15 protein-coding genes are annotated in these 21,473 nt (G+C 54.4%); 9 read left to right on the top strand and 6 right to left on the bottom strand.

Features of this window, described 5'->3' with window-relative positions; translation table 11 throughout:
* Window positions 1–41: 41 nt before the first annotated feature.
* Together SFX18_16430 and SFX18_16435 are read left to right on the top strand one after the other, a co-directional pair.
* Window positions 42–1,076 carry a hypothetical protein gene (locus SFX18_16430; protein ID MDX1964737.1) on the top strand — a complete coding sequence of 345 codons (1,035 nt, stop codon included), beginning with the start codon at window positions 42–44 and terminating at the stop codon, window positions 1,074–1,076.
* A gap of 414 nt (window positions 1,077–1,490) precedes the next feature.
* Window positions 1,491–2,912, top strand: a complete 1,422-nt coding sequence (locus SFX18_16435; GenBank protein MDX1964738.1) for a proton-conducting transporter membrane subunit — start codon at window positions 1,491–1,493, stop codon at window positions 2,910–2,912.
* Between the two features lie 168 nt (window positions 2,913–3,080).
* On the opposite strand, the gene SFX18_16440 is transcribed toward SFX18_16435, so the two are convergent.
* Window positions 3,081–5,651, bottom strand: a complete 2,571-nt coding sequence (locus SFX18_16440) for a hypothetical protein (GenBank protein ID MDX1964739.1) — start codon at window positions 5,649–5,651, stop codon at window positions 3,081–3,083.
* 235 nt (window positions 5,652–5,886) lie between these two features.
* Here SFX18_16440 and SFX18_16445 point away from each other — a divergent pair, with 235 nt between their 5' ends.
* Window positions 5,887–7,482 carry a sigma 54-interacting transcriptional regulator gene (locus tag SFX18_16445; protein MDX1964740.1) on the top strand — a complete coding sequence of 532 codons (1,596 nt, stop codon included), beginning with the start codon at window positions 5,887–5,889 and terminating at the stop codon, window positions 7,480–7,482.
* Between the two features lie 266 nt (window positions 7,483–7,748).
* Here SFX18_16445 and SFX18_16450 read toward each other — a convergent pair whose 3' ends face one another.
* The gene (locus tag SFX18_16450; protein MDX1964741.1) at window positions 7,749–8,123 is read right to left on the bottom strand and encodes a TraR/DksA family transcriptional regulator; all 375 of its coding nucleotides are present in this window, start codon (window positions 8,121–8,123) and stop codon (window positions 7,749–7,751) included.
* A 263-nt stretch (window positions 8,124–8,386) separates the two neighbouring features.
* On the opposite strand from SFX18_16450, the gene thrC reads away from it, so the two are divergent.
* The 5 genes from thrC to SFX18_16475 all read left to right on the top strand — a co-directional run bounded on the left by thrC (window position 8,387) and on the right by SFX18_16475 (window position 14,563).
* On the top strand, window positions 8,387–9,796 hold the full coding sequence (gene thrC / locus SFX18_16455) for a threonine synthase (protein MDX1964742.1): 1,410 nt from the start codon (window positions 8,387–8,389) through the stop codon (window positions 9,794–9,796).
* Between the two features lie 422 nt (window positions 9,797–10,218).
* Complete coding sequence (locus SFX18_16460) at window positions 10,219–10,419, top strand: hypothetical protein (GenBank protein MDX1964743.1); 201 nt, start codon at window positions 10,219–10,221, stop codon at window positions 10,417–10,419.
* Between the two features lie 643 nt (window positions 10,420–11,062).
* Complete coding sequence (gene dapB / locus SFX18_16465; GenBank protein ID MDX1964744.1) at window positions 11,063–11,857, top strand: 4-hydroxy-tetrahydrodipicolinate reductase; 795 nt, start codon at window positions 11,063–11,065, stop codon at window positions 11,855–11,857.
* Window positions 11,858–12,501: 644 nt separating this feature from the next.
* Window positions 12,502–13,896, top strand: coding sequence for a hypothetical protein (locus SFX18_16470; GenBank protein ID MDX1964745.1), 1,395 nt, complete (start codon window positions 12,502–12,504; stop codon window positions 13,894–13,896).
* A gap of 307 nt (window positions 13,897–14,203) precedes the next feature.
* Window positions 14,204–14,563 carry a hypothetical protein gene (locus SFX18_16475; GenBank protein MDX1964746.1) on the top strand — a complete coding sequence of 120 codons (360 nt, stop codon included), beginning with the start codon at window positions 14,204–14,206 and terminating at the stop codon, window positions 14,561–14,563.
* A 50-nt stretch (window positions 14,564–14,613) separates the two neighbouring features.
* On the opposite strand, the gene SFX18_16480 is transcribed toward SFX18_16475, so the two are convergent.
* Both SFX18_16480 and thiC read right to left on the bottom strand, forming a co-directional pair.
* On the bottom strand, window positions 14,614–15,942 hold the full coding sequence (locus SFX18_16480) for an MFS transporter (GenBank protein MDX1964747.1): 1,329 nt from the start codon (window positions 15,940–15,942) through the stop codon (window positions 14,614–14,616).
* 283 nt (window positions 15,943–16,225) lie between these two features.
* A complete protein-coding gene (gene thiC / locus SFX18_16485) occupies window positions 16,226–17,644 on the bottom strand; it encodes a phosphomethylpyrimidine synthase ThiC (GenBank protein ID MDX1964748.1) in 1,419 nt (472 codons plus the stop codon).
* 543 nt (window positions 17,645–18,187) lie between these two features.
* Between thiC and SFX18_16490 the strand changes: the two genes are divergently transcribed.
* Window positions 18,188–19,291: a serine/threonine-protein kinase gene (locus SFX18_16490; GenBank protein MDX1964749.1), complete on the top strand. Its 1,104-nt coding sequence runs from the start codon at window positions 18,188–18,190 to the stop codon at window positions 19,289–19,291.
* 125 nt (window positions 19,292–19,416) lie between these two features.
* Here the strand turns inward: SFX18_16490 and SFX18_16495 are convergent, their stop codons facing one another.
* Window positions 19,417–20,712: a hypothetical protein gene (locus tag SFX18_16495; GenBank protein ID MDX1964750.1), complete on the bottom strand. Its 1,296-nt coding sequence runs from the start codon at window positions 20,710–20,712 to the stop codon at window positions 19,417–19,419.
* A 250-nt stretch (window positions 20,713–20,962) separates the two neighbouring features.
* A complete protein-coding gene (locus SFX18_16500) occupies window positions 20,963–21,430 on the bottom strand; it encodes an Hsp20/alpha crystallin family protein (protein ID MDX1964751.1) in 468 nt (155 codons plus the stop codon).
* Window positions 21,431–21,473 lie beyond the last annotated feature (43 nt).

Raw genomic sequence — 21,473 nt, forward strand, 5'->3', positions numbered from 1 at the left:
GGCGAACCAATGCCCGGACATTTCCTACCCCAGGCCGATTGATGAAAAGTATTGTCATCTCCACGCTGGTGGTGGCGTTGGGAATGCTGCCTGACGCGCTGGGCCTGTTCGTCGCCCGGGCGGGTGATAGTCACCCCCCGCGTATCACCCAACCGATCTCCTTTGACACGCCCGCGGCGGATGAAGTCTGTTCCACGCTGCAAATCTTTCCCTCGGATAATCCCTGGCGGCACAAAATAGCCGATTGGCCCACTCATCCGCGGTCGGCGGCGATCGTGGCCGCGATTGGCCGGGAAAAGCCCCTGCGCTACAACACCGATATGGCTTTTGTGCTAGTCCCCGCCAACCAGCCGCGCGTGCCGGTCAAGCTGCTCGACTATCCGGAAGAGTCTGATCCCGGTCCTTATCCCGTGCCGGACAACGTGCCGATCGAAGGTTGGCCTGTATCTTATAGCCGTTCCGACGATCTCCGACACCTGACACTAGACGATGTGCAGCGGAACAAGACGGGCGAGGATGCCGACCGCCACGCGATCGTGGTTGATCCGGCGGCGGGCAAACTATTTGAGTTTTATAAATTGCAAAAAACCGATCAGGGATGGCAAGCCTCGTGCGCGGCGATCTTTGATCTTAAATCAAATCGCTTGCGCCCGGACGGTTGGACATCAACCGACGCCGCCGGGCTCCCCATTTTTCCCGCGATTGTCCGCTATGATGAACTCAAGCGGGGTGAAATCAACCATGCCCTGCGCGTCACGGTGCCGCGCACGCGGCGGGCGTATGTCTATCCCGCCACGCACTTTGCCAGTACGCTGATCGACGAAAAGCTCCCCCGCATGGGCGAGCGTCTGCGGTTACGCGCCGATTTTGAAGTGGCAAAGTTCTCGCCCGAAGTCCGCGTCATCTTGACCGCGCTAAAGACCTACGGCATGCTGGTGGCCGATAATGGAATCGAATGGGCGATTTCCTGTGCGCCGGATCCACGCATTCCCGAATTGCACGAAGAGTTGCGCAAAATCAAGGGAAGCGACTTTGAGGTGGTCGTGCCCCCGCCCGATTACCAGCCGCCGAAATAGCAGCGCGCGGGGGTGTGTCGCGCGCGGGAGACGACAGACGCGCGGTCATTCACTATGCATTAGTCAACAGAAAAACATAATTTCCCATCACACGATGTTATTGATTTGTTCTTTGGAGTCATTGGATTGCTGTCAAGAAAACAGGGCATTATCCGGGATCGCGACCATCATTATGACTATTTCTCTTGACAGGAAGCTCGTCGCTAACAGCATATTTTCGTCCACGCTGTGGTTGCATGCAAGTTTATCTTATGGCTATAATAATTTAAGTTAATTTGTCAGTGACAATGATCGATGTGGCGGGCCTAACATCTGCATCCATACACGCGGCTGACATAGCTTACTAGCCAGATTCTTCTTAAAACAATTGGCACACTCTGCCCTCGTAAAGGGTCGCCGCAAAGGGAAACATCGATGATCGAGCCCGCCTCTATGGCGCTGTTGTTGCTTTCTTGGCCTATTGCGCTCAATCTCTTGTCCATTATCAAGACCAAGTCAAAACGGACATTCTATACCATCTCGATTGGCTCGACGACCGGCATGGCGTTGGCCACGTTTTTTTATGGTCCCGTGACGGAACCGATTCGGATCAGCAACTGGGTTGTGTTTTCGCTGGATAAACCCTCTTGGCTGTTTATTATTCTCATCTATATGTGCTGGGCGATGACCTTGGTCTATTGCATGGGATACATCTCGGCCCAATTTTCCCAAAAGGCGGAAACGTTCCATCGCTTTATGAGCGCCACGCTGGGATTATCAATTGGCGCGGGAATGGCGGACAACTTTTTTACCTTGTTGGTTTTTTATTTTGCCGCCATACCCACGATTGTGCCCTTGATTTCGCTCCGGGATAACGAGGCTAGCCGGCAAGCGGCTCGTTTTTATGTCCTATCGACGCTATGGCCCATGTTATTGCTCGCGCTTCCCGCGATTGTTTTTAATTTTCCCTTGGATGTGCCTTTTGAGCAGATTCATATAACAAAATTCGGTTGGAGTCACGAGAGATCGGCCCTTGTGCTGGCGATGATCATCATCGGATTATCCAAAAATTGCATCGCGCCGTTTCACTTGTGGCTGCCGCGATCTTCGATCGCCCCCGCCCCGGTTACTGCGTTAATCCACTCCGTGGCCGCGGTGCAGGTGGCCAGCATCGCCCTGCTAAAAATTGCCAAACATGTCTATGGATTTGAACTGCTCAGCGATATGTGTAATCATTTTTGGGAAACGGGTTGGTTGCTCTATTTGTGCGGGGGAACGGCTATTTACACCGCGCTACGGGCCTGGAGAACCCCCAATTTGAAGGAACGGTTCTCCTTCTCCACGGTCGGGCAACTGTCGTACATCATTACGGCGATATTGATCGGCACGGAACATAGCGTCCAAGGAGCGATGCTCCATATCGTTACCCACTCTATCGCCAAATTAAATTTATTCTTTTGCGCGGGAGCGTATCTTACTTCGTTTGGATCAGTCCAAGCCCCGCGCGTGGCCGACGCCATACCCGGCCAGCGCTGGCTGGGTGTTACCGCGGTGATTTCCGGACTTTCCATCGCCGGGTTTCCCTTGCTAGCGGGTTATTACAGCAAAGACATCATGCTGCTCGAGGAAATCCATCGCCAGCATTATTCCGCAGCCGCATTCTTGCTGATTGGCAGCCTCTTGAACTTTGTCTATATCTTTCCATTAATCCGCGCGACACTTCGCAGGGCAACATCCACGACCCCCGCCCCCGGGCCTTTGCCGCTGCCCATGAAAATAGCGATTCTGTTATGCACGGGAATGGTGATCGCCCTGTCCGTCTTTGTCTACAGCGTGATGCGGTACACAGAAATCTGATTTGAAACCACCACGCCGCAAAAATGACGGACAGCCGCGTGGCCGCCAGAGTGATATTTGAATAAATTATACCCAGGTCCATTCATCACCCGTCCCGCCGCGGTTCTGGGGAGATCTCCGCGACGGAACAGATGACAAATGACCGTGCCACGCGAGCACGGATAACGATTATCGCCACTTAAACACGCGATAGATCCCCTCCCCCGCCCTGATTCGCTCCGGCAAGGTTGCCAGTCGATCCCGGTAGATGCTCAGCAGAACCGCCGTGGCAAAAAACGCCCCGCCGCCAATCATCATGTACACAGCGACATTTTGTAGATGTTCCGGCAGGCGGATCAACCCAATCAAACTCAGCAAATACACCAGCAGCGTCCCCGCACCGGCCAAAGTTGTTGCCTTGATTCGGCACAACACCCCACTGCCTAGCAATGCCAGTCCCAATGCCAGTACGCCCGCTTCGTGGACCACAACCCATCCTGGATTAGGCTGGCCGCCGCCAAACCGTTGATCGAGCAGTCCCCAGACCAAAGGAATGGTCGCCAGAAGACTGCCAAACACAAAGCCAAAGCTGGTGGCGCTGTCGGGTTTGTCCCGCTCTTGCCACCACCCCGCATAACTGGCCGAGACCAGCGCCACTCCGGTTAGTGTGGCAAACAATTCCACCCGCTGCAGGGTGGTTAACTCCAAAAGCGAATTCAGCACAACCATCGCCATGACCAGCGACAAACCCGATAGCAGTCCTAACACGCTTTTCCAGCCAGACTTCCGGGTCAAAAATGCCGCCACGGCAAGCGCCGCCACTTGCCCCGCGAGCAGGCCCAAGAGAGCTTTATCAACCCCCTGGCCCAGCAATTGATTCGCCGCCAAGAGCACTCCCCCCGCGCCCCCCAGGCAGGTCGCGATATTGCCGGTAATTTCGGTAAATGCTGGTTCGTTGTGATCCTCGTGGCCGGGTTCTAAGAACCATCGATGGACGGCAAGCATGACCAGCCCGCTCAGGGTTAAGGCCAGGATCGGCGCAAAAGTCGTCATACCGCACAACAACAGTAACTGCCAGGTAGCGGCGCAGATCGATAAACTTGCCATGAACGCGGCCAGATTGCGGGGTTGTCCAACAGCGGCTCGGGAATAAAGCACGGCCGAAATCGCAAAAAACAGGCTCCAGCCGACATTGGCCCAGGCACCGGGAAGCGAATTATGGTTGACAGTCCGGCCAACTACCTCCAGGCAAGCCAAACCGAATAACGTGACCAGCGCGCACAGGGCGGCGTTGCGCCAGCAGGCATGTTCCATGGCATACACGCTGCGCCGTCCCACCAGCAGCATAACGGCGGGAATGCCCAAGAGAGCCGTCAAATTAATGGCGTTGTAATTCGCACCCAGCAAGGGTAACGCCACGGAACCACACAGCAACGCGGCAAAGCCAGTCAGATATTGGTAGCTTTGGGCTTTGGTCCAGTCATCGCGCAGGACCGCCAGTCTGGCATTTAGCAAGCAGCCCGCGGCGGCAGCCGCCATCCCCCCCGCCAACAACCAGCTTGGCGTATACACCCAGGCAACCGGCAAAACCAAAATAGCGCGTGTGTATAAAAACATTCCCGCCAGCACCGGCAACGCACACAAAATGCCGCTGACTGTGAGCAATTTTTCCTGGGCGGGGTTCATATAGCCGCGTGGCAGTGAATCCTGTTCGGCGGAAAATTTGCGCCAGACCGTCACTCCATAGCCCAGGATGAGGCCGGTCACCGCCAGCATCAGGGCCCAGGCGTCCTCGCGCCAGGGAATATTGAGCAGATCCAGCAGGATAAATTCGCTCCACAGCAGTGTCAGGGCCGCCATGGCAAAGTATCCTCCTTTGCGATCCACTACCAACTGCGAATAGACATAGCAATAGCAAGCCGCCAAGACCAGGACCAGGGACCAGCCCTTGACGGCAACATCGCGCAGAATCGTTGGTTCCGCGAACCACTGCAATTCGCTCAGGTACGGATCATAAAATCTGGCGGCCAGACGCCCCGCCAAAAGAATCATCAAACCCAGGTACATCACCACATGGCCAGCTTGCAAAAATGCCCGGCCAAACCGATCGCGGCTAAAGGGGCCGTCGTTTGCTGGAAAAATACGTTCCAGATGGATGCACACCCCCCCCACAATCACGCATAACGCGGCCGGGGCCAGAACTTCCCAAAAGCGATCCACCCGCGCATCGGCAAGAAACAGCAAGCCCGTCATGGTCACTCCCGCGACCAGGGCATACACAAACAGGGAATCACGTAAAAACCGGGCCACCAGGGCATAGATGACACAGCAAACCAGCGCCGGTATCCAAAGTTGGCCCCCATTCGCCAGTGAGATCAATCCCTGCGCGTCATAAAACCACAAATTCAGCGGCAGCAGCAGACAAGCCAGCAAGGTGATGCCCCGCCCCGCCAAGGCATGACGGGTAAACCTTACCAGACTCACCCCCCCCGCCAGGATCGCCAGATTGCCCACGCCCAAGCAGACCGCGGCGACCCATGGATTATCAAAGAGTCCCTGCGACCACAGCCAAAGGACAAATCCCAGGGTTAACATCCCTCCGCCGCAGGCCATCAAGATTTGCAAGCTGTGCGGATTTAAGAGTGTTTCGATGATTTTCACACCCGCCCCCGCCGAGCGGTCTGGCGGCAGGGGAGGCGGTAGTGATTGTGGCGGTTGAGTGGGTGGCGATGGTTGTCCCAGCGGCGGTATCGGTTGCACGGCAGTTCCCCCCAGATAGAACTTTTAATTTGAAACGCTCGACAGTGAGCGATCCCACGTCTTCCACCTCTTTGCAAGATCGATGCCGAAATCACCTAGTTGCTGCAAGCTGTTACGCGGTAATGCTTTAAGGAAGCAAGCTATTTTGCTATCGTCATCCGGGGAATGCAATGTACATTTTATGTATACAAATAATGTATTTCGTGTCAGAAAATGAACGTGGGCTGTAAAATCCATGGCTAGTTTTACTTCAGCAGAGCGACATTCCCTGGCCACATTTGCCCGGATGGCCTACACCAATCCTTTTTTGGCCGAACGGATCAAGTTAGAACATGCCGTTTTGGGCGATCAATACGTTCCCGAGCAGATCATCGCCTGGAGCAAGCGCGCTGATCAAGGTGATCGTGATCGATTGAATGTGGAGCGGTTGACCACGCTGGCGACGATGTTGGTAAATAGCTTTTGCGAACGCTTGTCCCCGGAGTCAACCGTGGATGGCTCGCTTTTGGAAAATTACTGGGACACGGCCACATATGTGTTGTATTATCGGCACATGGCCCAGTTGGAACGTTCCGCGCTGGTGGATCCGGGGCGCTCGCTTGTAAAAATTTGGAGGACGTTTTGCGAAGACATGCACATCTTTGCCGTTCCTTTGCGCGAACGTCAATTTCCCCTGCCGAGCGCGGAACACCTGTTTGCGTGTCTCTTTCAGTTGCGGCGGGCATTTTTGCAAATATATGATCATATTTTGGGAGATTCCCAACCCGCGACGCGGTTACGCGCCATGGTCTGGCAGTCGATCTTTACCCATGATATGCGCCGTTATCGCAAGACGGTTTACCGGCATTTGGGTGAATTGCCCACGCTTATCACCGGACCGACCGGCACGGGCAAGGAACTGGTCGCGCGGGCGATTGGCTTATCGCAGTATGTTCCCTTTGATCCCCAAAGTGAAAAATTTGGCTGCCTGGGGGATGTGGCGTTTTATCCCCTCAATTTGTCCGCGCTTTCTCCCACGTTGATCGAGTCGGAATTGTTTGGGCACCGGCGGGGGGCATACACCGGAGCAGCGACCGATCGCGTCGGTTGGCTGGAGGCGTGCAAACCGGCGGGGGCCGTCTTTTTGGATGAAATCGGCGAGTTGGACGCGGCCCTGCAGGTAAAGCTGTTGCGGGTCGCGCAGCAACGGACGTTTTCGCGTCTAGGCGAGACCGACCAGCGTCACTTTACGGGCAAATTGATCGCGGCGACTAATCGCAATTTGCAAGCCGAATTGGCGGCGGGACGCTTTCGGGAGGATTTGTATTACCGCTTGTGTGCGGATCGGATCACCACGCCATCCCTTTGCGAGCAGTTGCGCGACCGGCCAACAGAGCTGCGAGAACTAGTAACGCATGTTTCACGGCGTATCGCGGGTGACGAAGCCGAGGAATTTGCCGATGAAGTTGTAGCGTGGATCGAAGAACATTTAGGGCCAAATTATCCCTGGCGGGGAAATATTCGCGAATTAGAGCAGTGCGTGCGGAATCTTTTGGTTCGGCGGGAATATTTGCCACTGGATGGCGAATGTATCACCAACCCGCCCGTCAGCGCCGCAAACGCCAGTGATCCGCCACTGACGATGCCCCCGCAACCCGCTTGGATTATGGCCGCCTGGAAAAATGAACTGACCGCCGACGAATTGCTGCGGCAGTATTGCACCTGGGTCTACGCGCAAACTAGCAGTTACGAACGTAGCGCCGAGCGTTTGGGCCTGGATCGCCGCACGATCAAATCCAAGGTTGACCCGGAACTATTGCGGGGCTATCAGGCGGGGAAGTCATCAAGCTAAGCCGTAATCTAGCGACATACAGCTAGTGGCTAGTGCTTTATCAAAGATAAAGATTCGAGTTAGGCCAATCAGCCGCTGGGCGCTAGCCCACGGTTTTTGCCTTACCAAGGCGCGATTTAGATAGCACTAAGGTACATCGCCTTGCACGGCCATGAAACCTCGCCAATCGTGGCTTATTAAACGAAGCAACGAAGCCGCCACGGGTAGATTCGGCAACGGAGTTGCCTCGTGCATTTTTATAAAACCAAGAACTAGTCTTCTCCCACCTACCCCCCCTGCTCCGCTTTTTCAGCGCATTTGACGCAATGGGTGCAGTAAGGAATTGCGTCCAAACGCATTTTGGGGATTTTGCAACCGCATTCCTCGCATTCGCCATAAGTGCCGTCCTGAATCCGTTCCAGGGCGTGTTCAATGGAATCCAAGGTCAGCTCGTCGTTTTCTAATAAACTAAGGCTGAATTCCTGGTCAAAATTCTCGCTCCCAATGTCGGCCATGTGGATCGGCATGCGAGCCAGATCGCTCCCCGCGTCGCCGTGCCCTTTTTTTAACGCTGTATCCGTCAAATGCCGCACATCTCCTAGCAGTCGTGCACGCAAAGCCAGTAACGTTTGCTTGTAAACCTTGGATTCGGTTTTTTTCATAAGGGGCGGCTCCGTCGGGGGGGAGTGACTCTCGGGGAAGGGATAGCCGGATCGGTACAGACTTATTATTCTAAATATGCAAATTTTGACTGTCAAACCACCCCCCTAGCCCTCCCGTTAACTTAAAATTCCGCCCAAATCCCCCACCTCCCTCCAAAAAGCGGCTCCCGGCACGGTAAACTAAAATTTCCTCTGTGGGCGGACGCGGCCTTTTCCCGACGGGAGATACGACCGCAAGGGTTGGTTTTTCCTGATTTTTATTCTTGGCAATAGAACCTATGAACGCCGACCGGGCCTTTCAACGCTGTATCTCGCCGGCCTGCGCCGCCACTTATAGCGTGGACGAGGTCCGCGTCGCCTGCCGTTGTGGCAATTTGCTGGACGTGGCGTACGACTGGGACCGCCTTCCCCTGCCAAAGTCGCTGGCCCACTTTGAAAAATTTTGGTCCCAGCGGCAAAATCCCCTGGCCCTTTCGGGCGTATGGCGCTTTCGCGAATTGTTTCCTTTTGCCCCGGATGAAAAAATTGTCACCATTGGCGAGGGGCAGACCCACTTGGCGAAAAGTGCCGGTGTCGCCCGGTACGTTGGCTCGACTGGGGGAGAAGTCTACCTGCAATACGAGGGGATGAATCCCAGTGGTAGCTTTAAGGATAACGGCATGTCGGCGGCGTTTACGCACGCCCATATGATCGGAGCGCAACGGGCGGCGTGCGCTAGTACGGGAAACACGAGTGCCAGCCTGGCGTTGTACTGTGCCGTAACAAAGCTTATGAAAGCTGTGATCTTTATCGGGTCAGGCAAGATTAGCTATGGCAAGCTGTCCCAGGCGCTCGATTACGGGGCTCTTACCGTACAGATCGCCGGTGATTTTGACGACGCGATGTCGCGTGTCAAACAAGTGAGCCAAGAGTTGGGAATATATCTGGTAAATAGCGTGAATCCCTTTCGGCTCGAGGGGCAAAAGTCGATCATGTTTCGCGTGCTCGAGGGGCTGGGCTGGCAAGTGCCGGACTGGATCGTGGTCCCCGGGGGCAACCTGGGCAATAGCAGCGCGTTTGGCAAGGCCTTTGTGGAGCTGCACCAGTTGGGCTTGATCGACCGGCTGCCGCGGCTGGCGGTGATCAATGCCGCCGGGGCGAATACGTTGCATGTGCTATATAACCAGCGGGGTGTGCGGTGGGGAGGGGGCACGGCGGACTACAATCCCATTTGCAAATACTATGACGAGATGGACGCGGGAAACCTGCGGGCGGACACCATTGCTAGCGCGATTGAGATTAATCGTCCAGTCAACTTAAACAAGTGCCTACGCGCGCTGGAGGCGTGCAACGGCGTGGTGCGCGAAGTGACCGAGCAAGAGATTGTCGATGCCAAGGCACAGGTCGGCGCGGGGGGCTTTGGCTGTGAACCGGCCAGCGCGGCCAGCGTGGCGGGGCTAAAAAACCTGATCGCCGAGGGGGTCATCGGCCCTGACGAACGGGCGGTTTGCATCCTCACGGGGCATCAGCTCAAGGATCCGACAATCACCGTGGGTTACCACACGACCGACCAAGAGCAATTTAACAAAGTCCTGGGAACCCGCGGTGTCAAACGGGCGGCCTACGCCAATCGGGCGGTGGCGGTGAATAACGATCTGAATGAAATTATCCAGGCGATCGAGCTGTATAGTTAGGAGGGGGGGAAACTTTCAGGTGGTCCATGAGTCCGATCGTGCGTTATATGATTTTGTGTGAGGATTATTCACCAGATGCTTTCACGCCATTAAAGATTAACATTCATGGCCTGTTAGCCCAGTTGCGTTTTGCTTCCGATCAGGAATTCCCATTGTTGTATCCAGAATTGTGCGTCGTTTTGATTTTAACGTCTTGTCGAGGGACAGGCGAAGTCGAAATTCGCTGCATTGAGGAAAGTTCACAAAGGCTGCTATTCTCAACTCCCTTTCGCACGATTGTCTTTGGTAACGATCCATTGGAGTTGCGAAGTTTTTGTTTCCGCATTCAAAATTGCCCGATTCCTGGCAGGGGACACATGTTGATTCAATTCTCCTATAATAAGCATGTGGTGTCGGAATGTCCTCTAATAATTAGGTGAATTATGAATACTAGCGACTCCAGGAATGAAGGTATTCGCGACCTGGGGATTTTCACCGTCCAGGCAATTCCCGGACCGGGAATTATGTTTCCTACTAAGCAGGATAACAGCGGGAATGCCGTAACTGAGCCAAGCCAAATTGTTGGCGATAAATCAGCGCCTGTAAAACCTGAGAATGAAAGCCAAATGGATAAATCGAGCTAATGGGAAAAATATCTGTCATTGCCTATCAGGGCACCGCCAGGTGGATGGACCAGCGGCTTATAGCTTGGTAGCCGTCAGTCGTGGCGATCAACCGGGCAGAGTACGCCAATCGGGCGGGCTTTGCCAACCGGGCTGTGGCGGTGAGTAACCATTTGAATAAGATTATTCAGGCGATCGAGTTGTAGAGTTAAGCGGGGAGTTCAAGCTTATAAGAGATACAAATTGTGCCTTCCGCGTAGCGGTTCAGCAACCTAGCCGTGGGCGTAAGCCCACGGTGGGATTTCAGATACATTCAAAGCCGCGTAGCGGCGATGTCAATTTGAGTTCTCGTATGGCAGGTACATATTCTAATCTACTTTTTCATTTAGTTTTTAGCACCGAACAACGTTATCCGGTTATCAGGAAGAATAATTATTGCTTTTGAAGAAACACGAAATGGATTACGATGAGCGTTACTTGTGGGATTGACTTCGCCGCTGCGCGGCTCTGCAATGCGCATTGAGCAACCCGTGGGCTTACGCCTAAGGCTATGATCCAGCGCCGCTACGCGGCTAAGGGGCGTGCGGTCATTTCTGGATCGCCGTTTCCCCTGCCTCTCGCCTTGATCTAACTTACTACTTACCATAACCCCACCATCCCCCCTATGCCCCTCTCCCTTGCCATTCATGGCGCCGCAGGCCGGATGGGCCAGCGCCTGATCGCGCTCGCCGCCGCCGATCCCGCGCTCGCCATCACCGCCGCGCTCGAGTCCCCCGCCTCTTCCCGCCTGGGCCAGGATGCCGGTTCCGTAGCCGGGATAGAGCCGCTCGGCGTGCCGCTAACCGCCGCCTGGGCCACCCCCCCCGCGGTCGTGATCGATTTTTCCGTCCCTGCGGCGGGTATGGCCATCGCCCGCGTGTGTGCCACCGCGGGGGTGCCGCTGGTACTCGCCACGACCGGCTTGGAACCCGCCGAACAGGCCGAAATTCGCCAGATCGCCACGCGCATCCCGCTCCTCTGGTCCCCCAGCATGAGCTTGACAGTCAATCTGACGATGAAGCTGGTCGAACTGGCCGCACGGGCCTTGGCCGATCATCCCACGGGGGCCGATGTGGAAATCCTCGAACGGCACCATCGCATGAAGGAAGACGCCCCCAGCGGGACCGCGCTCAAATTTGGCCAGATCGTCGCCGCCGCCATGGGCCAGACCGCGCACGTCCATGGACGCGAGGGTCGCCCCGGCAAACGACCGCATGGCGAGATTGGTTATCACGCCATTCGCACGGGGGACAATCCCGGGGAACACACGATTATCTTTGGCCTGTTGGGCGAGACGCTGGAACTGACCGTCCGGGCCAGCAACCGCGACTGCTACGCGTCGGGCGCGCTGGCCGCGGCCAAGTTTCTGGCCGGGAAACCACCGGGGCTGTACGGGATGCAGGACGTGCTGGGACTGTGAGGCAATTAAGAATTAAAAATTAAGAATTAAGAATTACGAATGCAGACTCGCAGGGCGGAACGTGCTCCGCCGTAGGACTGGACTGGCAAGGTGTATTTGGAAGAGTGGAGTTTGGTTAGCAGACGCGTAGCACAAAGCCGCCGATGGCATCGGCGGTCTGCGGGAGGCGAGAGGGGAGACGCGGGTGGCGGAATTCAGCTCCAGCTCCGGAGGAGCGTAATCTTTATAGCAACCGACCACACACCACAGATTCCTTACTTAATTTTTAATTATTCATTTTTTATTGACATGTCCGCCAGGAATCGGCCAGCCCAATCCCGCGGATATTTCGATTACAATAGGTTCATGCGCGGTTTCGGTGTTTCTTTATTGCTGGGAACCATTTCCTTGACAGACAGTGGGATATGTTTAATGTCATTTATTGTGTGGCGTTGGCGTGCGGACCAGTGGTCCGTTGGAATGGAACGGACAGGAGCAATCGCCGAGCTGCGCGAATACTTCATGCAGGCGGAGCAATTGTGGGTCTGATAAAATCAATAGGGCAGAAAACTCCTGTGTGGCAAAATCTAAAAATCTGGCGTGATAATTCCGTTTTGCGGACAGGGCTCTCCTTTTTCAGGCGGTACAGTCTTTTCGTTTACTGTGTGTTAGCGTTCATCGCGAGCTTGTTTTCGGTCACGCCCTCACACGCCGTGCAAGCACGATTGCTGTACAAACTGACCGCGCCCGACGCGCAGCCAGGGGCGCGGTTTGGGGATTCGCTGAGCATCGTGGATGGCGATATCCTGGTAAGCGCGCCAGCGCACGTGGCGTTTCCTTTCGACGCGTTGGGAAAAGCGTATTTATTCGATGGCCAGAACGGCCAACCCAAATTCGATTTCATTAACCCAATGCCGATCGATCAGGATCGATACGCGGCAGCCATTACGGGAGGGGATGGAAAAATATTTATTTCCCAGGTTGGACAACAGGAAAGCGTGTATGTTTACAGCACGGCCACTGGCGCGCAATTGGGGCGAATCAACAATCCAGAAAATGAAAGCATTGGCTTTGCAAATAGTCTGGCCTACGGCGCGGGGGATTTGCTAGTCGGCGCGCCAAGTTACAGTGGTATACCATTTGTTGCCAATGCGATTGGACAAGCATATTTGTATAACACGGCAACAAATACTGCTAGTTATACTCTACCCAATCCCGAACCAAACGATGGAGATTTATTTAGTTTTGGCAAGTCAGTTTCCATTACAGACAAATTTGTATCTATTGGTGCGTTAAGCGATGATCTGCCTGGATCACCCATATTTACGAATCCAGGTAGAATTTGGCTTTTTGATCGCCATACAGCATCACTAGTGAAAAGCATTGAAAATCCAAATCCTGAATCAATTTATTTTGATTGGTTTGGATTTAGCCTAGATGCGAACGAATCAGTGGTATTGACGGGTGCCAGGAAAGATGGGACCAGTGGAGTCGATGGCTCGGGAACGGCTTATGTTTTTAATGCTCAAAATGGTGCATTACTCCACACACTTTTCAGCCCACAACCTGAGGACAACGGCGAATTTGGCCGTTCCGTCGCCCTTACGCCCAGCGGCGATATCTTAGTAGGGGCTTGGGGTACATCAGTCTCTGGCATTGTGAATGCGGGACACGCTTATCTCTTCGATGGACAAACAGGGCAACTACTCCTTGACATACCCAACCCGGAACCCACCGAGAGCGCGCAATTCGGCTGGTCGGTGGAAGCCTACGACAATCGGTTGGTCATTGGCGCAAGGTTCGCCGATAGTAACGGTATGCCAGCCACTGGTGCGGTTTATGTGTACGAAATCGTCCCCGAACCGAGTGTTTACTGGGGTTTAACTTTCATGAGTATTTTGTTTTTTTGGTTTTTTAAGAAAACAAACAATCGTATTTGTTTTTTTGGATTATGTAAGCTTCAAATAACACTTCGACCACTGACACATTTCAAGGGAGTGAAGCATGAGTATTTTTCGTCGTTTGCGACGGGGTGGCACAGTCCAAGATACACTTTTTAACCAGTCTTTATCCCCACCTTGTCGGTTCCATTTCCTTGTGCTCGATTGCATCCCTTATTAACAACCGAGGGTACCACTGGCATTTTGCCAGTGTGATGGTTAAGTGCTTGGCAATTTTTAAGTGTATGGATACGAAGCGGAAAATATTTCCTCAATTAGGTCCTTTTTTGTTTGAACAGCTACAATACTCCACCGCTACGCGGTTCATTCGTCTGGTGATTTCTTGTCCCGTGGGCTTGCGCCCACGGCTACGATCCTGAGCCGCTACGCGGCTGATGCCTTTTATTATTGACGTCCCCACTCCCTCATGGCCAAATGTGACGAAGGGTATCTCTGCGATGTTTGCGGCCAGGATGTGGCCGAGTTGACCGACAGCGATCTGTACTTGCGGTATGTGATCGGACTGCTCGATCCCGAGGTCCTGCACACCACGCGGGAGCGGCATATTCGCTGTAATCCAGCGCTCGCGCAATTCATCACGGCGGACGATTTTTTGCCGCCAGTCGTGGTAACGGGGCAGTTTGATAAGCGGCAGCTCGACGCGGCGTATGTCCGGGTGCAAGAGACCCTGGTCACTCGCGGTTATTTGCGTTTGCGGGAATTGGCGGGGTTGGAGTTGCCGATAATCGATTATCCGTTGCCGGAGGTTCGGTATAAGACACGGTAATTGAAGTTGCGTAATCTCAATAGTCGGATACAGAATTCTGGCGAATTCCGCTACTTCATTACGCTTTCTTCCGCCGCCAAGGCCGCTTTTCGCCCCGCCGCCACATCCACCCGGCTGGCAATGGCCCAACCGATCAATAGCAAAAATAGCAAGCTTAGAATTGCGGGGCGGTATTCGCCGGTAACGTAGAACACCGCGGCAAACAGCCCCGGTCCCAGGAACGCCGCCGCTTTGCTGGAAAGGCTCATAAAGCCGAAAAATTCGGCCGCGCGCTGCCGGGGTGTCAGCAGGCCCATGATGCCGCGGCTCACCGCCTGGGTCCCCCCCATGATAAACGCCAGCGCCACGCCCATGATCCAAAAGTGTGATTTTTCCCGCACAAACCAAGCCCCGGCGATGAGCAACGCCCAGAGCGCCAGGCAAAGCATGAGCGTGCGCCAGGGACTGACGCGATCCGCCAGCCAGCCAAAGAGGATCGCCCCGGGGACCGCCAAAAATTGTATCAACAGGACCAATTGGATCAGTTCCACCGCGGTAAAGCCCAGGTCCGCTTTGGCGAATAGGCTGGCCTGGGAAATGACCGCTTGGATAGCGTCGTTATAAAAGAGATACCCCGCCAAAAAAATCGCCAAGATGCGAAACTGCGATAGATTGCGCAGGGTGTGCATGACCTGGCCCACCGCCTGTCGCACGGCCGCGCGCCAGGGGAGCGGATCGGATTTTGTGGTTGCGGAATCCCGTAGCCAGATCATGGCGGGAATGGTAAACACGCTCCACCAGATCCCGAGCAGCACAATCCCCGCGCGCAACGGCCAGGGATCGGGATTTTTGACCGGATCATAGCCGCCATAGTAAATAATGAGCATGGCGATCAACAGCACCAACCCGCCGCCGACATAACCACAGACAAAGCCCCAGCCGGAAACGCGGTTCATGGCCTCAGCGGGGGCGATTTCCGGCAAAAAAGCGGAATAAAATCCATAAGCCAATTCAAAACAAAAGACCAGGACCACGTAACAGGCCCAAATGGCCAGGGGAGATTCGAGCGGGATCACGCCCAGCAGGATGGCGGCGGCGGACCCCAGGAGCGTGGTCTCCGCCAACCAGCGCGATTTGCTGGCGTGCGCGTCGGCCAAAGCCCCGGCAATGGGTGAGGCGACCGCCGCAAAAAGCGTGGCCAACCCCAAACCCAGGGGGTACATGACGCCGCTCAGGTTGCCCCAGGTCGCGGCGGGAAAGACATGCTGGCTCAGGTAGAGCGCGATCAGGGTGATATTGATCGTGGAAAACGCGCTATTGGCCCAATCGCAAAGCGCCCAAGCGATGAGGGGGCGGGGGGAGGAGAATCCGGTCGCAAGCTTGCTCGACGATGATTCCATTAGGGTGGATGCCTGCAAGCTTACTAATCGCAACACTGACCGCATTTAATCTAAGTGCGTTCCGCGCGCAGTTTCAAGAGCGTCAAGAATTCAGCCAATTCTACCAACCCTTCGGCCTCCTCACGTTCCGCAACTGATAAAGTTTCACCGGAATCTTGTCGAAACTAATAGGGTTTGTAAACGTGCATTTACCCCTAAGGGTAAGCGAAAGCGATCCAATTCTCCAGGAAGTTCAAATTGGATATTAAGTGTCATAGAGCACGCTGAGAAAATTCCATTCTAACTAAGGTCGAGTCACGACTGGCAACTCCGGCAGATGCGACGGCAATTCTGCTTGAAGTGGATTAGCACTAAAGTCGCTTACGCTTTTTTCCACCAACTCCCCCTCCGCCGCCATTTCCCGGATTTCCTCGGTAATTTTCATGCTGCAATATTTCGGCCCGCACATACTGCAAAAGTGGGCCGATTTAAATGTTTCTTGCGGAAGGGTCTCGTCATGCATCCGCCGGGCGGTTTCGGGGTCGAGCGACAGGCGAAATTGCTCGTTCCAGTCAAAACTAAACCGCGCGCGGGAGAGTGCGTCGTCCCGGTCGCGGGCGCCTTTGCGGTGGCGGGCTAAGTCCGCCGCGTGCGCGGCGATTTTGTACGCAATCACCCCTTGCCGCACGTCGTCCTTGTTCGGCAGGCCCAGGTGTTCCTTGGGCGTGACATAACAGAGCATGGCTGCGCCGCTCCAACCGGCCAGGGCGGCCCCGATGGCACTGGTGATATGGTCATAGCCGGGGGCGATATCGGTGACTAACGGCCCCAGCACATAGAACGGCGCTTCGTGGCACCAGTCCATTTGGCGTTTGATGTTAAAGTCGATATGGTCCATCGGCAGGTGGCCAGGGCCTTCGCACATGACCTGGGTGCCGTTTTTCCACCCGCGTAGGGTCAGCTCGCCCATGACTTTTAGCTCGGCAAATTGGGCCTCGTCGCTGGCATCGGCGATCGATCCCGGGCGTAGCCCGTCGCCGAGGCTCCAGGTGACGTCATAGGCCCGCATGATGTCGCATAAGTCGTCAAAATGGGTATAGAGAGGGTTTTGCTGGCGGTGGGCCATCATCCATTTGGCAATGAGCGATCCACCACGGCTGACAATGCCGGTGACGCGGCTGGTGGTCAGGTGCAAATGCTCCAGCAGTAACCCGCAATGGACCGTCATATAGTCCACGCCCTGTTTGGCCTGATGTTCCACCATGTCCAAAAAGTGCTGCGGCTTCATCTCCTCAATCTCGCCCCCCAATTCTTCCAGCATCTGATAGATGGGGACCGTGCCAATGGGGACGGGAGAGGCCTCAATAATAGCGGTCCGGATGGGGTCGATCCCCTTGCCGGTGCTCAGATCCATGACGGTGTCAGCGCCAAAGTGGATCGAAGTGTGTAGCTTGAGCAGTTCCTCGGCCAGATTGCTGGTGACGGCCGAGTTGCCGATATTCGCATTAATTTTGCACTTGGTGGCAACGCCGATCCCCATTGGCTCGAGCGATTTGGCCAAGTGGACTTTATTCGCGGGGATCACCAGACGGCCTCGGGCAACTTCGCTCCGGATCAATTCCGGCTCGAGGTGTTCGCGCCGGGCAACATATTCCATCTCCGGAGTGATGACTCCGGCTTGCGCTTGTAAAATTTGGGTCATTAGTCCATCGTCCTTGGAAATGCGTGCACAAACGACAGTGCGGGAGGTATGAAATAGCGTCTAAGTTGGGGGATTGATCCCGCGATTCGACGTCAAAACGCCCCAATAATGGAGTCGCAGGCTCCCCGGATTCCCCCCTGTTTAATCACTAATTATCATAACTTCTAGGCTCTCACTGTCAATTCACAGGCAATTCTCTCCATTGAGTAAGTAACCCCCCGCTAGAATTGCCAAATCCCTAGGTTTATTAAGCTTTTCCGTGCGCTATGGGGGGGCCCTCTAAGACAGGGGGATCCATGATGTTCCTCCGAGGGCATTTTTATTACAGTTATTGGATGGCCAAAAAGCGTCTGGGTGTGAAGCGGGGAGATTGTCAAATAGCCTCAATTACGGGGAATAATTGTCATGACTATTGGTATTTTGCGTTTTTGACTATAATAACGTTTAGTAAAATTTTGCTGTCGAGCTAGGAGTCTGCGAACCCAAGGATTGGACAGTTTGGGGAGATCCACGCCCTCAAGCGATTGTATTGACTCGACCGCCACCCACACCGCCCCACCATATATGACGACTACCCTATTTCGCGAAGGCGTGCCAACAATCACCCAGGGAGGGCACACCGTTCGTCGCTGTCCGGATGATTTACTGCGCCGCTATCAGAATTTGATAGACGATCAGCGGATGAATTGGACCGAGCATCATCGCCTCTTACGGCTGCTCGGGGCCGGCGGGCAAGGTCTGGTCTACCTGAGCCAGCGGCGAGGGACGGACGGATTTACGCTGCCGGTCGCGCTCAAGATCTTTTCGCCGGAACGGTACGAAGACAGTTCCGCCTACGATGACGCGATGAGGCGTTGTGCGGCGGTGGCCGCGCGGGTGGCCCAGATTCAGCAGGATAATTTGTTGGATGTGCATAATTGGGTGGATCGCAACCGGATTCGCCTGATGGAAATGGAGTGGATCGATGGCTACGATTTGAGCCATTTGCTTAGCCGGGCGGTTCTGGACCGGACACAGGAATGCGTACCTCCGGAACGCTGGACGTATTTGAACAACGTCATCGTCACCGCCGGGCCGATGCAATCGCGATTTAAGCCCGGTATCGCCATCGCGATTGTGCGCGAATGCCTGGCGGCGCTGGCGGCGCTCCATCGCGAAAAAGTCGTGCATGGCGATATCAAGCCCGCCAACATCATGCTCAAGCGGACTGGCAATGCGAAAATTGTCGATATTGGTTCGGCAATTATGCTGGATGATCCCCCGGCCAATCGAACCTGTACCCCGACTTACTCCGCTCCAGAAGTCCTAGAAGGGGGGGAGTATACCCCCCGGTCGGATTTGGCCAGTCTGGGCTATGTGCTTATCGAAATGCTGGCGGGCCGACCGCCATTCGCGGGGATGCATACCTATCGCGAGCTACTAGAGGGGAAGCGTTTTTTGGCCCAACGGCTGCCGCAGTTATTACCAGAGGAAGTCACGTGCAATGAATTGCTGATGAATTTTTGCCGCGGAATGATTGCCCCGGATCCGAATAAACGGTTTCAAAGCGCCGAAGCGGCCGATATGGTCAAGGACGGCGCGGCCAGCTTTCACCGGCAGCTAATCGTGGGAGGGCTGGCCAGCGAATATGAAAACGAAATTCGCGTGTGGTTGACGGAGTTGGATTAACTGCCACAAAAACTGGTTCGTTGCCTCAAGAATTACAAAGAATGAAAAAATGGTGAGAAGAGCGGAAGTGGACTTTGTCTTTGTTGCATTTCTTGAGGCAAAAAAAGATTTGCGGCTCTCCTGCATTACCGAATAATCTTAAGTTTCGGCAATTCCGCTTGCAATTTGGCCACCGCTTCGTCGCTGACCTTGCAAAACTTAATGCTCAGTTCCTTGAGCTTTTTTAGCTTGCCCAGGGAAGTTAAACCCGCGTCGGTAATTTTATTGGTATCGAGGTAAAGCGATTCCAAATTTGGAAGCTCGACGATGGTTTTTAGGGCTTCATCACCGGTGCCGGTTTCTTTGATGTCCAAAAACTTCAATTTCTTTAGCGGAGCCAGCTTCTTTAGCCCCTCATCCGTTACTTTGGTAAGCCATAAATCCAACCGTTCGAGATTGGTCATTTGAGTGATGTATTCCAGGCCCTTATCGGTCGTGCCGGTTTCGGCTAATTCCAGCGTCTTGAGATTTTTCATTCCCAACAAATGCCGCAAACCGCTGCCGTCGGTTAGCACGCCGCGGGCTTGAAACGTATGAACTTTTTCCAGCGGGGCAAAATGCGCAAAGCCTTTATCGGTAATTTGGTTTCGTTCAATGTGCAGGATTTCCAGGGTATCGGCGAACTGTGCCAGGTTTTCCAGCCCCTCGTCCGTGACACCAGTGTCATCCAGCCCGATCTCCTTCAAAACTTTCATGTCCTTTAGATGAATCAGTCCCTTACCGGTAATACTGGGCTGATTCTTGAACTTAAGACTTTTCATCTTTACCAGTTTGGCCAAATGCGGCAGGCCGTCATCGTTCACAATCAGGCACGCCCGTAGATCCAAAGCCGTCAAATTAGTTAAATCAGCCAGGTGGGCCAGGCCATCATTGCTGGTGTTGGTATAAAGCAGTCCCAATTTGGTCAGGTTTTTTAATCCAGCCAAATGTTGCAAGCCGTCATTGCTGATGTCCGACCTGCGTAAGCCCAGGCCGGTGAGTTTGGGAAACTTGGCAAAGTTTGGCATCGCCTCGTCACTGATAGCGCAATTCTCAAACTCGATATCGGCCAACGTGGGGTGCTTGAGCAAGATGGGCAGCGCCGCATCCGTAATGTCAGGGCCGGTCAATTTGATCCGTTTCAATTTTGTCAGTCCGTCGATGGCCGAGGCCAATTCGGTTAGATTGACAGGCTCGTCCAGAACGACAATGGAGACGTGCCCCGCGTCATCCAGGGTGATTTTTCCGCGCAGCTTGGTGATCTGGTCGATTGCCGCTTGTTCTTGCTGGTGTTTCCCCGCGGCGGCGGGAGCGGATTGTGCCGCGAGCGGCGCGCCGCCCCACCACATCAAGCAAATCGCAATCAACCCCTGTAACACTCCCCCCGAGACTGGCCGCATCATAAGTCGCTCCCGCATGCACGATGATCGCCCACGGACACTCGCCGCGAGCAGAATTATTACATTCAGATTATAAGACGCGGCCCCCCCTTGCAAATGGCCACATTCCCCTTGGTCCGCGAAAAGGCCGGAATCAACAAAAAACTCCGCCACCGGCAGGCGGCCAAGTTGACCGTTGCGGGGGGCGGAGTTCACGCTAGACATGCTGAGTCAATGCAAAACCAAAACGCGTTGCGTTTTAAGTTGACATTGCTTAGTTGACCTTGACTGAAACCTTTTTGGGTTGAGCGGCCGGGACCTTTGGCAGTTTGATTACCAGGACACCGTGGGAAAACTCCGCTGAAATGGCGTCTGTATCCAGATTTTCCGGCAAAGTGACGGTACGCGAAAACTTGCCATATCGGGTTTCCTTGTGATGAAAACCGTTCTCTTCTTTTTGCCAGGTTTCTTTCTTTTCGCCGACCAGGGTCAAATGATCGCCATGCACGCTAATGTCGATTTCCTCGGGCTTTACGCCGGGGAGTTCCGCGCGAATGGAGACTTCTTTGTCGGTTTCGGCCAGATCGAGAGCCGGTTGCCAGCCCCCTGTCAGATTTTCCTGTAGGTTACCCAGGGGATCACGAATAAAGGTATCAAACAGACGATTCATCTCGGACCGCAGGCCAGGCAGGGCAAAGTATTCATCTCGTCCCTGACTACCACGAACTTTGAGCGCAAGCATGATTTGAACCTCCTCTAAAACAGGTTATGTCCCTGACATCAGC

The sequence above is a fragment of the Pirellulales bacterium genome, assembly GCA_033762255.1.
Classification (GTDB): Bacteria; Planctomycetota; Planctomycetia; order Pirellulales; family JALHPA01; genus JANRLT01.

Excerpts from the sequence above, each read along its gene's own strand:
- SFX18_16430 (MDX1964737.1), top strand. The coding sequence starts at position 42 with ATGAAAAGTATTGTCATCTCCACGCTGGTGGTGGCGTTGGGAATGCTG.
- SFX18_16435 (MDX1964738.1), top strand. The coding sequence starts at position 1,491 with ATGATCGAGCCCGCCTCTATGGCGCTGTTGTTGCTTTCTTGGCCTATT.
- SFX18_16445 (MDX1964740.1), top strand. The coding sequence starts at position 5,887 with ATGGCTAGTTTTACTTCAGCAGAGCGACATTCCCTGGCCACATTTGCC.
- SFX18_16450 (MDX1964741.1), bottom strand. The coding sequence starts at position 8,123 with ATGAAAAAAACCGAATCCAAGGTTTACAAGCAAACGTTACTGGCTTTG.
- SFX18_16460 (MDX1964743.1), top strand. The coding sequence starts at position 10,219 with ATGAATACTAGCGACTCCAGGAATGAAGGTATTCGCGACCTGGGGATT.
- dapB (MDX1964744.1), top strand. The coding sequence starts at position 11,063 with ATGCCCCTCTCCCTTGCCATTCATGGCGCCGCAGGCCGGATGGGCCAG.
- SFX18_16475 (MDX1964746.1), top strand. The coding sequence starts at position 14,204 with ATGGCCAAATGTGACGAAGGGTATCTCTGCGATGTTTGCGGCCAGGAT.
- SFX18_16480 (MDX1964747.1), bottom strand. The coding sequence starts at position 15,942 with ATGGAATCATCGTCGAGCAAGCTTGCGACCGGATTCTCCTCCCCCCGC.
- SFX18_16490 (MDX1964749.1), top strand. The coding sequence starts at position 18,188 with ATGACGACTACCCTATTTCGCGAAGGCGTGCCAACAATCACCCAGGGA.
- SFX18_16495 (MDX1964750.1), bottom strand. The coding sequence starts at position 20,712 with ATGATGCGGCCAGTCTCGGGGGGAGTGTTACAGGGGTTGATTGCGATT.
- SFX18_16500 (MDX1964751.1), bottom strand. The coding sequence starts at position 21,430 with ATGCTTGCGCTCAAAGTTCGTGGTAGTCAGGGACGAGATGAATACTTT.